The organism is Sphingomonas jinjuensis, assembly GCF_014197105.1.
GTDB lineage: Bacteria > Pseudomonadota > Alphaproteobacteria > Sphingomonadales > Sphingomonadaceae > Sphingomonas > Sphingomonas jinjuensis.
The window spans coordinates 115,862-129,074 of sequence record NZ_JACIEV010000003.1 but is presented as its reverse complement, the minus strand read 5'-3'; the positions used below and the strand labels follow the sequence as shown (position 1 = coordinate 129,074).

Genomic DNA, 13,213 nt, shown 5'->3' with positions numbered 1-13,213 from the left:
GAGCCCTTCTTACCCGCAAGGAACCACGACCTTGGCCGACGCCCAGACGCTGCCCCATCAAATTGCCCAGGCGTTCGTCGCCGCGCGCCGCGCCGGCCATGCCCTGCCCGACTTCCCCGGCGCCATCCCGTCCTCGCTCGAGGCGGCCTATGCGGTCCAGGACGCCGCGCTGGCGCTCACCGGCGGACAGGTCGGCGGCTGGAAGGTCGGCCGGATCAATCCCCCGGTCGATGGCGTCGATCGCCTCTCCGGCCCGATCTTCGTCGACCAGATCGTCGAGGCGACCGACGAGACGCTGGCGATGCCGATCTTCGGCGACGGCTTCGGCGCGGCGGAGGCGGAATTCCTACTGCGCATCGGCACCGCGCCCGATCCCGCCAAGAGCGACTTTACCATCGACGAGGCACGCGCGCTGATCGATGCCGTCCACGTCGGGATCGAGATCGCCAGCAGCCCCTTTCCCGGCATCAACAGCCACGGGCCCACCGCCACCGTCTCCGATTTCGGCAACAATAACGGCCTGGTCGTCGGGGCCGAGGCGCAAGGCTGGCAGGATGCCGACCTGAACGGCTGGCCCGTCACGCTCGCGATCAACGGCGAAGAGATCGGCGCCGCCACTACCGCGACGATGCTCGACGGCCCGTTCGGCGCCGCACGCTACCTGCTCAGTCACATGGCGGCACGCGGCATCGCGCTGAAAGCAGGCCAATGGATATCGACAGGCGCGGTCACCGGGGTCCATCAGGTGAAGCCGGGTGACGTCGTCACCTGCACGTTCGACGGTCGCCTGACCGTCGCTTGCACGATCAAGGCCCGCTGAGAGGCCAAGGGGAGGATATGATGGACGCAACCAACACCGGCACCGAACCCGCGGTCGCCGGCGCGGCGGCGCGCGTCGGCCGCTATCGCTGGGTCGTCTGCGCGCTGCTCTTCGCCGCCACCGCGATCAACTATGTCGATCGCCAGATGATCGGCGTGCTCAAGCCGACGCTGAAGGGCGAGTTCGGCTGGACCGAAAGCGACTTCGCGACCATCATTTTCTGGTTCCAGCTCGCCTATGCGGTCGGTTATATCGGCTTCGGCCGCATCGTCGACCTGGTCGGCGCGCGGATGGGCTATACCATCGCGATCGTCATCTGGACGGTCAGCCACATGGCGCACGGCCTCGCCACCAGCATCACCACCTTCGCGATGGCGCGGGTCGGCCTGGGCATCGGCGAAGCGGGCAACTTCCCCGCCGGCATCAAGGCGGTGACCGAGTGGTTCCCACAGCGCGAGCGCGCCTATGCGATCGGCCTGTTCAACGCCGGCGCCAACATCGGCGCGATCGTCACGCCGCTGCTCGTCCCCTTCCTCGTCCTGACCTTCAACTGGCGGGTCGCCTTCTACGTCACCGGCATCTTCGGCGTGCTGTGGCTCGCCGCTTGGCTGATGATCTATCGCTCGCCCGAGCATCACAAGCGCGTCACCGCCGCCGAGCGCGCCTATATCAGCCAGGACCCCGCCGATCCGGTCGAGCCGCTTTCCTGGGGCCGCGTCGCCACCTATCGCGAAACCTGGGCCTATGCGCTCGGCAAGTTCTGCATCGACCCGATCTGGTGGTTCTTCCTGTTCTGGCTGCCGGGCTATCTGTTCGACCGCTACGACATGGACCTGAAGACATTCGGCCTGCCGCTCGCTGCCATCTATCTGATTTCCGACGTCGGCAGCATCGCCGGCGGCTGGCTGTCGTCGAAGCTGATCGCCAGCGGCCGCACCCCCAATTTCGCGCGCAAGGTGACGATGCTGATCTGCGCCTTCTGCGTCCTGCCGATCTTCTTCGCACAAAGCATCGGCTCCGTCTGGGGCGCGGTCGCGGTCATCGGCCTCGCCACCGCCGCGCACCAGGCGTTCTCGGCGAACCTCTATGCGATTCCGTCGGACATGTTCCCGCGCGGCGCAGTGGGTTCCGTGGTCGGCATCGGCGGCACCGTCGGCGCGGTCGGTGGCATGGGCATGGCGCTGTTCACCGGCTACATCCTCGATGCGACCAACAACAACTACTCGGTGCTCTTCGCGATCGCCGGCAGCGCGTATTTCGTCGCGTTGCTCTGCGTGCATCTGCTCTCGCCGAAATTGGCGCGTGTCGATGCGAAATAGCCCGCCCTCACCCTTCCCACTCGGCTGCGCCGAGCGGGCCCCCTCCCTCTCCCGGCGGGAGAGGGAGGGAGGCGCGAAGCGCCGGAAGGGTGAGGGCAGGTTGTGGCGTTCCCTCCTCCTCAGCACCACCCTCCTCCCCACCCCCACTCTCGCCCAATCCCTGCTCTTCCGCGCATCGGCCGACACCAGCCTCACCGCCGACGTCGCGCAGGGTGATCCCGCCCCCAACTTCCGCAGCAACGTCTCCATCGTCTCCGACGGCGCCCAAAACGGCGCCGCGCGCTGGGCCGACGACGGCTATGTCGCGTGGAAGGCCCCCGGCAACATCCGCGCCGCGCGCGGCACGCTCGCCTTCTTCTGGCGCGCCCGCACTCCCGTCGGCGAAGCGCCCTTCAACATCTTCCGCGTCGGCTTCGCCGATCACTCGAGCTGGGACATGGCGTTCCTGCGCATCGACTGGAACGGCCACGGCTTCGACGCCTTCGTCACCGACGCCAACCTGTCGCGCGTCCGCGTGTCATGGGCGATGCCGCAGCTTCCTGCCGCGACCGAATGGCACCATATCGCCTTCGCCTGGGACGAGACGACGGGCGTCGTCCTCTACGTCGACGGCAAGCAAGTCGCCCGCAAGGATCAGAAGGCGGATCTCGACGCTGGGCTCGACCAGTTCGGCATGGCCGGTCGCGTGCTCTCGCCGCATCAGGTGCAGAGCCGCTACAACTTCATGCGCGGCTCCGACCTCGACGAGATTCGCGTCTATGACCGCCCCCTCGACGCCGCCGCGGTCACAGCGCTCGCCGCGAAGCGGGATCCCGCGAACAGCGCCGCGGACGACACCGGCCGCCGCACCGCCTGGCTCCACCGCTATGGCTGGGACAGGGGCGCTCCCCCGGCGCTCACCGACGCCCAGACGCGCATCCGCAAGGTCGAATTCGCCGATGCCAAGGACCTCAAGGCCTGGACCTTCAAGGGCGTCGACGGCATCGCCGAGACGACCTGGCCCGGCGTCTACAACCGCTCGCGCCTGCCCGGCCGCCACGACTATTTCGAGCTGCCCGACTGGAACGTCTACGTCGAGGGCGGCAAGCGCTACGACCTGACGATCCCGCCGACCGAGCGCGTCAACCAGGTCGAGATCCGCGGCGCCGCCTATGGCACGCTTGCCTGGAACGGCACCACCGTCGCGCGTCGTGCTGCGGGCATTGTGCGCAGCATCGACCGCATTGCGCCGCGCACCGGCGGCACGCTCAGCTTCACCAACGTGATGCAGGAACAGCCGATCCAGGAGATCTGGGCCTATGACATCGAACCCGGCTCCCCGCCCGCCGGCAGCATGTCGCTCGACTACACCATCCGCAGCAACGTCGCCCCGACCCTCGCTGCGCTGAAGCCGCTCAACGCCTTCATCGCGGGCCGCTACGCCCCCGACGAACGCAGCACCGTCGTCGCCATGCCGACCTCGGGCGTCAAGGCCGCCGTCGGCGCCGCCGCCGCGGGAGGAGCCGCCACCGCCCAGCGCGCGGCCAGGGCGCTGCCCATCGTCCACGTCCTCATCCCCGCCAGCTTCGGCGACGCCGATGCCGACCAGCCGGTCGCCCGCGCCTGGGATTATGGGTGGCAGAATCTTCACGACGGCCTCGACGGCATCGCCATCGACCTGCCCGCGCTAACCGCGACGCCCGACGCCCGCGGCCTGATCGCGCTCAACGTCAAGGTAAAGGACCCGATCTGGCCGGGCCGCGACATGATCGACGTGTCCTTCTCGGTGAAGCCGGGCCAGCCCCGCACCGTCTTTCTCGACCTGCGCGATCGCATCCTGCCTAACGACAGCCTCTACCTCGCGATGGCCTCCGCCGCGCCCAACTTCACCGCCGACAGCCTCGACGGCACCCGCATCCGCCTCGTCTTCAAGCCGCGTGGCGAAGCCGCCAAGGAGCACGTCACCGACCGCTTCAACGAGGTGAAGGACAATTGGGGCAATCTGGTCGAGGAGCACACCGCCTCGAAGCGCATGGGCCTTTACGGCCGCGTCTTCGCCGACGTGTCCGACCTGCTTCGCGTCGATCCCGATCACGTTCAGGGCCGCGCCTATTGGGCCGACATCGACTATCGCCCGGAAAACCTGCCCAAGGTGCCGCTCGCGCCCGTCCCCGCCGGTGTCCCTGCCTGGGCGCACCGCCAGCTGCAGGATCTCATCGAAGTCCGCCGCTTCGCCGAATGGTGGATCGACAACCGGCAGGTGCCCTATGGCGACTTCGGCGGCGGCATTTCCGACGACAGCGATCTCGTCCAGCAATGGCCCGGTATCGCGCTGATGGGGTTGATCCCCGACAAAATCACCGCTTCGCTCAACGCCTTGTCGGATGCGGTCTACAAGAACGGCATGATTACCGACGGCCTCGGCACGATCACCACCGACGAGCTCCACGCCTATGAGGAAGGGCTCAACAGCAACGCCGCACGCCTCTACCTCAATTGGGGCGAACCCAAGGCGGTCGAGCGGATCATGGCCAACACGCGCGCGCTCCAGCGCGTCATCCTGCGCAATCCCGCCGGGCATATGCACTTCGCCTCGTCCTGGTATGGCGCGCGTCGCATCTATCGCGACGACGCCTGGGCCTGGCAGAAGCCCTACGCCTTCACCGTCCTCCACGGCCCCACCGTACTCGGCATCTACAACGGCAACCCCGCCGCCCGCGCGCTGGTAACGGGCACGATCGACGGCTGGCTCGCCCACGGCAAACAGGCCAAGGACGGCAGCTGGAGCTTTCCCAACGAGATCGACTGGGCGTCGGACCAGGAACGTGCCGGCGACGGCGGCGGCGCCAGCGTGCCACTCCAGGCCGCCTGGGCCTCGTGGCACTGGACCGGCGACGCCACATATCTTCGCCCGCTCGAGGGCCGTATCGCCAGGTCGGGGCCGGGCGCGCTTGCCGAGATCAACGACAACGTCTTCGACCTGCTGCCTGCCGGTGCCGGCTGGCGCGACACGCTGGCCAAGGCGAGGAACGACGACCCGCTGACGCTCTACGCCCGCTGGAGCGCCACCGGCGACACCGCCCCCCTCGCCGCGCTCCACGAAGCCGCGGCCGAGGACAAGGCCGCGCGCGCCTATATGCAGACCGAGGGCCATTGGTGGACCGATCGAGTCGAGGCGCCGAGCGAATGGCTCCAGCGCGAGCGCCTGGGCGGCATCGCGCTACGTCGAAACCAAAGCTGGCCCGCCAATGCCGTCAGTTGGCGCTTCGCCGATGCCGCCGCGGCCGAGCAGGTCGCGCTGCTGGTGAAGGGAACGACGAAGAAGTTGCGAATAACCGCCTACAATACCAGCTCCAGCGCGCAGCGCGCAGCGCTGTCGACATGGAACATCGACGCCGGCGAATGGCGTATCACCACGCCCACAGGCGCCACGACCGCGATGCTGGAACGTGGCGCCATGACCGCGGTTACCTTCGCGCCTGGCGAGACCGTCCTCTCGCTCGACCTGATCCGCGCCACGACACCGACCGACCAGCGCCCGGACCTCGGCATCGGCCCCGACGACGTCGTCGTGAAGGGCCGCCGCGTCACCCTGACCGTCCACAGCCTCGGCTCGAAACCGACCACCGGTGGCACGGCGTCGCTGATGGCGAACGGCCGCGTCGTCGCCACGGCCCCAATCCCGCCCATGCCGGCCCCGCTCGACCTGCAACCGGTCACGACCAGGGTGACGCTGACGCTGCCGGCGGACACAGGTCAGGCCGAGGCCACGATCGCGCTCACCAACGCCGACCGCGAGGTCACCCAGCGCAACAACCGCGTTCCTCTGCGATGACCCGACCTGCTCCGCGTCACTCCGGCCTTGAGCCGTGGTCCCGCTGTCTTCTTCCATTCGACGAAGAAGCGGGATCCCGGCTCAAGGCCGGGATGACGACGGGATTAAACCGCCGCCACCTTCTCGCCGGCTTCGCCGCTTTTACCGCCTGCCCCGCCGCTGCGCAGACGAGCGTCACCGCCATCCTCGACGCCGCCGCTAAACTTCCGCCCACAGAAGCACTCAAGCTCCTCGCCCCGATCGACGCCGCCCGCCTCCCGCCGACCGAGCGCCTCGACGTCGAGGCCGCCCGCGCCGGCCTCGCCATCGACGTCCGGCTGGGGCAGCGACCGACCGACTATGCGCTCCTCCTGCAACGCCGCCTAGGCGACGCCGCCACGCCTGACCGAGCGATCGAGCGCCTTGATCGCGCGCTGGCCACCCTCAGCGCCAGGGCCCTCCCTCTCTTCAAGAAGATCGGCCACACCGTCGGCACGATCGGTGACCGCTACGCCGCACTCTTCGCCGAAACCGACCAGTACTTCGCCACCGCCGACCAGGCCATTGCCGCGATGCTGCGCACCCTGGCGGACTTGCGCATCGACACGCAGGCCCTGCTCCCCGCCGTCCCGCCCTATTGCCTCGACGTCTCCGTCCGCCAGCTCTCGGCTGAGGAGATCGCCGCAGGCAAACAGGGCTACCGCGAGCCGCCCGCCCCCGGCCATCCCGGCGCCTATATCGTCGACCTGAAGGACCTGACCCGCCGCCCCGCCTGGTCGCTTCCCAGCGTCGTCGCGCACGAGCTACTGCCCGGCCACATGGTCCAGCTCGGCATCGAGAGCGCGGCGCCGCCGCACCCCTTGCGCATCACCTACGCGGCCGCCTTCGTCGAAGGCTGGGCGACCTATGCCGAAACGCTCGTCGCGTCGCGCTTCACCGATCCGCGCGTGGCGCTCGGCCATCTCCACTGGCTCATCTTCCGCGCTGCCCGCGCGCGCATCGACCTCGGCCTCCACCACCAGCACTGGTCGCAGGACGAGGCACGCGCTCGCCAGATCGAATGGCAGGGAGCCCCCGTCTACTTCGCCTCCTTCGATACCGAGCTGACCCGCACCCTGCGCGAACCCGCGAGCCGCGCGGCCGAGGCGCTGGCGTGGCTCGCCCTCGCCGACCGCGCGCCGCGCGACCCGGCCCGGCGTCGCCGCTGGCACGCCGCCGTCCTCGCCAACGGCCGCAAGCGCTTGGAGCAGCTACCATGACCATCACCCGCCGCGACGCCGTCGCCGGCGCGCTCGCCCTCCCCGCCGCCGCCGACGCCGCCAGCCAATGGCGCCGCGGCCACGACGGCCAGCGCATCGCCGACCTCGGCAACGGTACCTTCCTCAATCCCGTCATGCCCGGCGACCGCCCCGATCCCGCGGTGCTGAAGGACGGCAAGGACTATTACCTCACCTTCTCCAGCTTCGATTCCTATCCCGGCTGCGTCATCTGGCACAGCCGCGATCTGGTGAACTGGCGCCCGATCGGCCCCGCGCTTAATCAGAACATCGGCTCGGTCTGGGCGGTCAGCCTGGAGAAGCACGCAGGCCGCTACTTCCTCTACATCCCGGTCAAGGCGAGCCCGCGCAATTCGATCTTCGTCATTTACGCCGACCGTATCGAGGGGCCGTGGAGCGAGCCCGTCGACCTCCACCTGCCCAACCACATCGATCCCTGCCACGCGGTCGGCGAGGACGGCAGCCGCTGGCTGTTTCTCTCGGGCGGCGACCGCGTCCGCCTGAGCGAGGACGGGCTGTCGACGGTCGGCGCGGTCGAGCATGTCTACGACCCCTGGCGCTATCCCGCCGATTGGGTGGTCGAAAGCTTCTCGCCCGAAGGCCCCAAGATCCACCGCCGCGGCGACTGGTTCTATATGCTCACCGCGGTCGGCGGCACCGCCGGCCCGCCGACCGGCCACATGGTCATCGCCGCCCGCGCCCGCTCGATCCATGGCCCGTGGGAGCAATGCCCCCAAAATCCACTGGTTCGCACGATCTCGACCGACGAGCGCTGGTGGTCGCGCGGCCACGCCTCGCTGGTCGAGGGGCCGGCGGGCGACTGGTGGGCGCTCTACCATGGCTACGAGGCGGGCTACTGGACGCTCGGCCGCCAGACGCTGCTCGATCGCGTCGTCTGGACCCGCGACGGCTGGCCGCAAATGACCGGCGGCGATCTGTCGGCCCCCCTCGCCGCCCCGCGCGGCGGCGAACGCGTGCCCAACGGCCTGCCCCTGTCGGACGGTTTCGCGACCCTGGCGCTCGGCACCCGCTGGAGCTTCTTCAAGCCGCGCACCGACGAGGCGCGCCGGGTCCGCGTTGCCGCCAATACGCTCCACCTGAAAGCGACCGGCATGGCGCCGGTCGACAGTTCGCCGCTGCTCCAGGTCGCGACGGATCAGGCCTATCGCATCGAATGCGATATCGAGATCGATCCCGGCACCACCGCCGGGATGCTGCTATTCTACGACGACCGCCTCTACTGCGGCCTCGGCTTCGACGGTGAGCGCTTCGTCACCCACCAATATGGCCAGGAGCGTGGCCGCCCCGCCAATCCGCATGGCCGGTCGATGCGGCTGCGTGTGACGAACGACCGCCACATCGTCACCTTCGATACGTCGGGCGACGGCGGGCGGACGTGGCGACGCTTTGACCGCGGCATGGAGGTGTCGGGCTACCACCATAATGTCCGCGGCGGCTTCCTGATGCTGCGGCCCGGGCTCTACGCCGCCGGCGACGGCGAGGCCCGGTTCCGCAACTTCACCTATCGCGCAGCGCCCTTCCGCGCATAATAGTCGCTCAGCACGCCGAACGCCTCCTTGCGCTGGCCCGTTTCCGAAATCAGCCCCTTGCGGTTCCAACCCTGCTGGAAATCGGGGTTCTGTCGCCGCGGCGAGCGGAAGTCCTTCAGAATCCACGGCGACATGCCGCGCAGCGTCGGCAGCTTGTCCGCCATGCCCAGCGTCGCGCGATAATAGTCCGCCTGGAATTCCTCGCTGAACTTCTGCCCCTTTGCCGGATCATGGAATCCGGCCTTGGCATCGGCGCCGAATTCCGAGAACACCAGCGGCTTGTCCGCCGGCACCCGCCATTCGCTCTTGGCGAGGTCGGACAGCTTATCGGGCGAATACCAGCCATTGTACGTGTTGATCGCGAGCACATCGAGCTGGCTTGCGAGCGGATCGGCCAATGTCATCACCGGCCTCGTCGCCGTGCGGTCTCGCTCGACGAGCAGCGCCGCGCTGACCAACCGGCTGTCGTCCAGCTTGCGCACGTCGCCGACCAGCGTCGTCAGGAAGGTATTGCGCGCATCGGTCACCGGCGTCTCGTTGGCCACCGACCAGATCGCGATCGACGCGCGGTTGCGATCGCGCAGGATGTTCTCCGCCAGCATGTTACGCGCCGTCGCCAGCGTCGCCGGGTTCGACCAGGCGACGCGCCAGTACACCGGCACCTCGCTCCAGACCAACAGTCCCATCTCGTCGGCGGTGCGCGTCATCACCTCGTTGTGCGGGTAATGCGCCAGCCGCACGAAATTGCCGTGTAGCCCGTCCTTGATCTCGCCGAGCAGTGCCCGCGCCGACGCCGGCGTGATCGCGCGCGTCGGATCGGTGCCGATCTCTTCCTCGTGCAGCGAAATGCCACGCAGAAATACGGGCTTGCCGTTGAGCAGGATCTCGCTGCCACGCGTCTCGATGGTGCGGAAGCCGATGCGGTCGCGCCACGTATCGTCGCCCGCAGTGATCGTGACGTCGTACAGCTTGGGCCGTTCGGGCGACCAGCGCGTCATGCCGGTCGGCGCGTTGACGGAGCCGCGCCAATGGCCGCTCGCATCGGTCTTGCCCGCCAGCGACAGCCGCAACTCCGGCACCTGGAGCGTCAATGCCCGGTTCGCCGCACCGGCGCCGTCGAGATGCGCGTCGACCGCGATCCGTCCATCGCGCGTCATCCGCACCCAGGCATCGTCGACATAGGTCGCCGGCGTATGCACCAACCGGATCGGCCGGGTGATGCCGCCGTAATTCTCCCAGTCGGTCACGGGCGGCGGCACCGTTGCTTCGGTCGCCTGGCTGTCGACGCCGACGGTGATCTGGTTGACGCCGTCGCGCAGCAGCTTGGTCACCTCGAACGCGAACGGCGTGAATCCGCCCTCGTGCCGCCCGATCGGCTGGCCGTTCAGATAGACATAGGTCGTGTAGTTCGCTGCACCGAACCGCAGGAAATACCGCCCCGTCCGCTTCGCCGGCCCCGGGAAGGTACGCTGATACCACATCAGCCCCTGATAGTGACGCAGCTCGGGCGCTTCAGTCAGCCAGGACGAGGGCAGCGTGGTCGTCGGCGAATTGGCCATGTCGAATTCGTAGAGGATGCGGCTGTCCGCCGCCATCTCGCCACGCGCATCGATTTCGCGATAGCGCAGCTGACCCTTGTCGGGCTGCTCGCCGTGAAAGCCGTAGAGCCCCGCGCGGAACGGATCGATCGAATAGTGCCACGGTCCCGACAGGTCGGTCCCGTCGCGCATGTCCGCGCTGACCAGCAGCGGACCGGCTTCGGCGGTCGCGAGCGGCGGCGGCGGGGGCACCGGCAGCCGCTCCTGCGCCGCCAGCATCGCCATCGGCGCCAGCGCCAGCGCGGTAAAGCCCATCAGCAGCGTCCGTCGTTTCATCGCGTCTCTCTCCCGTTTCGGGTCAGCCGTTCAACGTCGCGGCGATCCCTCGTTCCAAGCCTCTGAGTTCCGCCAGCCCGCGCATTCGCCCGAGCAGCGAGTATCCCGGATTATTCCGCCGCCCCAGGTCGTCGAGCATCTGGTGGCCATGGTCGGGTCGCATCGGCAGCGATCGGCCCAGCCGCTGCTGCAGCTGCACCACCTGCGCCACCACCGCGGTCATGTTCGCATCGCCCTCGAGATGCGGCGCCTCGTGAAACGCGCCGTTCGTCTCGCGCTGTACCGAACGCAGGTGAAGGAAGCCGATCCGGTCCGCCAGTCTTTCGACCATGCCCGGCAAGTCGTTGTCCGCGCGCACGCCGAACGAACCGGTGCAGAAGCACAGCCCGTTGGCCGCGCTCGGCACCTTGGCGAACAGGTCCGCGACGTCGGCCTCAGTACTGACGACGCGCGGCAGGCCGAAGATCGCGAAGGGCGGATCGTCGGGATGGACGACCAGCTGGACGCCTGCTTCCTCCGCGACCGGGCACACCGCTTCCAGGAAGGCAATGTGATTGGCCCGCAGCTGTGCGGCATCGATCTCGTCGTACGTGCCGATCGCGCTCAGGAAATTGGCGTCGGTGAAGCTTTCCTCGCTGCCCGGCAGTCCGGCGATGATCGTCCGCGACAACAGCCGTCGCGCATCCTCGTCCATCGCGTGGAAGCGCCGCGCCGCCGCTTCGAGCGTCGCAGCGGAATAATCCGCCTCCGCCCCCGGCCGGCCCAGTATATGGACGTCATACGCCGCCACCATTTCCAGCTCGAACCGCAGCGCCAGCGCGCCATCGGGCATCGCCCAGGCAAGATCGGTCCGCGTCCAGTCAAGCAGCGGCATGAAGTTGTAGGTAACCGTCGTCACCCCGCCCGCCGCCAGGTTGCGAAGGCTGGTGCGATAATGGTCGATCAGCCGGTCCCAGTCGGGTCCACGCCGCTTGATGTCCTCATGCACCGGCAGGCTCTCGACCACCGTCCAGCCAAGCCCCGCCGTCTCGATCACCGCGCGACGCGCACGGATTGCGTCGAGCGTCCACACCTCGCCGTTGGGCACCTCGTGCAGCGCGGTCACCACCTCGCTCGCCCCCGCCTGGCGTATGCCCTGCAACGATACGGGATCGTTCGGACCGAACCACCGCATCGTCTGCGTCATCAGCATGTTCGTCGTTGCTCCCGTCATGGTGCCGGCTTGTGTTCGAACGTCATTCCCGACCGCTTGCTCGGCTGAAAACCCTTCCAGATCGTCGAGGCGGGGGCGCCGGGGCTATAGCCGGCAAATCGGCCCGCCGGCGCGCCCGGCCAGCTTCCCGCATCGGAGTCGGTCGTCAGTCCATCGAGATAGCTCGATTTGCCGCGATCGCCCTTGACGTAGCGGTCGAGGAACGCGGTGATGAAATGCGCCTGGACGGCGAGCAGCCGGTCCTTGCGCCACACTCCGTCCTCGAACCAGTCCTTGTCCCAGAAGCTTGCCTGCATCGACGGCGGCGCGCCGATCAGCGCGATGCTGTGCCCCGCCTCGCGGAACGTCAGCAGATAGCGCGAGGCACTGGACTCGTCGTCGAACAACGTCCGCACGCCGGGGTCATAGCCGACGACACGATCCTTGCGGCCGACGACGAACAGCGTCGGCGCCGTGATCCGCGACGCGCCGCCCTCGGCGAACAGCGGCAGGGCGCGCAGCTGGCGCGGCGGCGAGATCGCCACTACCGCCTTCAACCCGGCCACCGCCATCTCACCCGCCCGCGCACCACCCTCGGTATAGGGCGCCAGGATGCCGCGCGTCGCCGTGCCCAGCCCGGAGTTCAACGTGGCCCCCGCCGCCGCCAGCACGCCATAGCCGCCCATCGAATAGCCGATGAGCGCCGTCGTCCCGGCATCCGCCCCGGCCAGCACGCCCTCGCTCGCCCTTGCCCGACGCTGCGCCTCGGCGGCGACGAAGACGATGTCGAGCGGCCGGCGTGACAACGGCCCGGCCTGCGCCGCCGCGGTACGAATCGTGATCGACGGATCGGCGAACGCCGGCGCCACCACGACATAGCCCTTGCTCGCCAGATTCTCGCCCAGCCACGACAGCACCGCCGGGGTGTTGCTATAGCCATGCGCCAGCACCACCAGCGGGAATTTGCCCGCCGCCGCCTTCACACCCGGTGTCGCCAGCCCCGGCACATCGAACGCGACCGGCTTGCCATCCTCACCGGGCAGTGCGGTGCGGTAGGTCGTGCCCGCACCCATCACCCCCGCGGGATACCAGATCGTCACTGCGAGCGTGCGATCGGCCACCGCGGGTGCCGGGCCACCCGATAGCGGGTCGAGCTGACGCGGCTGGACGAACACCGTATCCGCGACGCCGACGCCATAGTGCCCCAGCTTCGCCAATTCGGGGGCATCGACCGGCGGCCGCGCCGGCGTCGCTGGCATCGCCGCGGCACCGATAGCCAGCACCGTTGCCGCAGCAGCCATGATCTTCAGCATCGCCATATCACTTTCGTCCCGTCCTCGGTTCGTCCTGAGCGAAGTCGAAGGACAGGCCACCGGCGAAGGTCCACC

General features: G+C 68.6%; 8 protein-coding genes. 5 read left to right on the top strand and 3 right to left on the bottom strand.

Going from position 1 to position 13,213, the window contains the following annotated elements; all coding sequences use genetic code 11:
- Positions 1-31: 31 nt before the first annotated feature.
- From GGQ80_RS06355 to GGQ80_RS06335, 5 genes are all read left to right on the top strand, one after another.
- The gene (locus GGQ80_RS06355) at positions 32-820 is read left to right on the top strand and encodes a 2-keto-4-pentenoate hydratase (RefSeq protein ID WP_246346918.1); all 789 of its coding nucleotides are present in this window, start codon (positions 32-34) and stop codon (positions 818-820) included.
- Between the two features lie 20 nt (positions 821-840).
- On the top strand, positions 841-2,139 hold the full coding sequence (locus tag GGQ80_RS06350) for an MFS transporter (protein WP_246346917.1): 1,299 nt from the start codon (positions 841-843) through the stop codon (positions 2,137-2,139).
- Positions 2,140-2,239: 100 nt separating this feature from the next.
- A complete protein-coding gene (locus GGQ80_RS06345) occupies positions 2,240-5,953 on the top strand; it encodes a LamG domain-containing protein (protein WP_246346916.1) in 3,714 nt (1,237 codons plus the stop codon).
- 92 nt (positions 5,954-6,045) lie between these two features.
- Positions 6,046-7,191 (top strand): DUF885 family protein, encoded by a 1,146-nt coding sequence (locus GGQ80_RS06340; RefSeq protein ID WP_183983061.1) that lies wholly within the window; start codon positions 6,046-6,048, stop codon positions 7,189-7,191.
- On the top strand, positions 7,188-8,759 hold the full coding sequence (locus GGQ80_RS06335; RefSeq protein ID WP_183983060.1) for a family 43 glycosylhydrolase: 1,572 nt from the start codon (positions 7,188-7,190) through the stop codon (positions 8,757-8,759). Before GGQ80_RS06340 ends, GGQ80_RS06335 begins: the two co-directional genes overlap by 4 nt.
- On the opposite strand, the gene GGQ80_RS06330 is transcribed toward GGQ80_RS06335, so the two are convergent.
- Genes GGQ80_RS06330 through GGQ80_RS06320 form a run of 3 tightly spaced genes read right to left on the bottom strand, consistent with a single transcriptional unit; the run spans position 8,732 to position 13,138 of the window.
- Positions 8,732-10,633, bottom strand: a complete 1,902-nt coding sequence (locus GGQ80_RS06330) for a glycoside hydrolase family 2 protein (protein ID WP_246346915.1) — start codon at positions 10,631-10,633, stop codon at positions 8,732-8,734. The genes GGQ80_RS06335 and GGQ80_RS06330 overlap by 28 nt on opposite strands.
- 22 nt (positions 10,634-10,655) lie before the next feature.
- Complete coding sequence (gene uxuA, locus GGQ80_RS06325; RefSeq protein WP_246346914.1) at positions 10,656-11,819, bottom strand: mannonate dehydratase; 1,164 nt, start codon at positions 11,817-11,819, stop codon at positions 10,656-10,658.
- 23 nt (positions 11,820-11,842) lie between these two features.
- Positions 11,843-13,138 (bottom strand): alpha/beta hydrolase family protein, encoded by a 1,296-nt coding sequence (locus tag GGQ80_RS06320; protein WP_246346913.1) that lies wholly within the window; start codon positions 13,136-13,138, stop codon positions 11,843-11,845.
- Positions 13,139-13,213: the final 75 nt, after the last annotated feature.

Excerpts from the sequence above, each read along its gene's own strand:
- GGQ80_RS06350 (WP_246346917.1), top strand. The coding sequence starts at position 841 with ATGGACGCAACCAACACCGGCACCGAACCCGCGGTCGCCGGCGCGGCG.
- GGQ80_RS06340 (WP_183983061.1), top strand. The coding sequence starts at position 6,046 with ATGACGACGGGATTAAACCGCCGCCACCTTCTCGCCGGCTTCGCCGCT.
- GGQ80_RS06335 (WP_183983060.1), top strand. The coding sequence starts at position 7,188 with ATGACCATCACCCGCCGCGACGCCGTCGCCGGCGCGCTCGCCCTCCCC.
- GGQ80_RS06330 (WP_246346915.1), bottom strand. The coding sequence starts at position 10,633 with ATGAAACGACGGACGCTGCTGATGGGCTTTACCGCGCTGGCGCTGGCG.
- uxuA (WP_246346914.1), bottom strand. The coding sequence starts at position 11,819 with ATGACGCAGACGATGCGGTGGTTCGGTCCGAACGATCCCGTATCGTTG.
- GGQ80_RS06320 (WP_246346913.1), bottom strand. The coding sequence starts at position 13,138 with ATGCTGAAGATCATGGCTGCTGCGGCAACGGTGCTGGCTATCGGTGCC.